The following is a 520-nucleotide window of genomic DNA, read 5'->3' on the forward strand; positions in this document are numbered from 1 at the left end:
CGGCAGCATCGCGATGCCGAGGATGAACGAACCGACCGTGGAGATCTGGTTGAGGACGGTGAAGTTGTCCGTGTCCAGATAGTCGGCGTAGCGGCGCGGCATGCCCTGGTTGCCCAGCCAGTGCTGAACCAGGAACGTGGTGTGGAAGCCGATGAAGATCAGCCAGAAGTGCCACTTGCCCAGCGTCTCGTCGTACATCCGGCCCGTCATCTTGGGGAACCAGAAGTACACACCGGCGAACGTGGCGAACACGATCGTGCCGAACAGCGTGTAGTGGAAGTGGGCGACGATGAAGTAGGTGTCCGAGATGTGGAAGTCGATCGGAGCCGCGGCCATCATGACACCGGTCAGACCACCGAAGAGGAAGGTGATGATGAAGCCGAGGGCGAACATCATCGGGGTCTCGAAGGTGATCTTGCCCCGCCACATGGTGCCGATCCAGTTGAAGAACTTCACGCCGGTCGGGACGGCGATGAGGAACGTCATGAAGGAGAAGAACGGCAGCAGGACGGCGCCGGTG

General features: G+C 60.6%; 1 protein-coding gene. It reads right to left on the reverse strand.

What is annotated here, in order from left to right; genetic code table 11:
• A partial coding sequence (locus HMPREF3086_RS15645; protein WP_210401886.1) for a cytochrome c oxidase subunit I occupies positions 1–520 on the reverse strand: 520 nt, incomplete at both ends.

Source organism: Dietzia sp. HMSC21D01 (genome assembly GCF_001815995.1).
Lineage (GTDB): Bacteria > Actinomycetota > Actinomycetes > Mycobacteriales > Mycobacteriaceae > Dietzia > Dietzia cinnamea.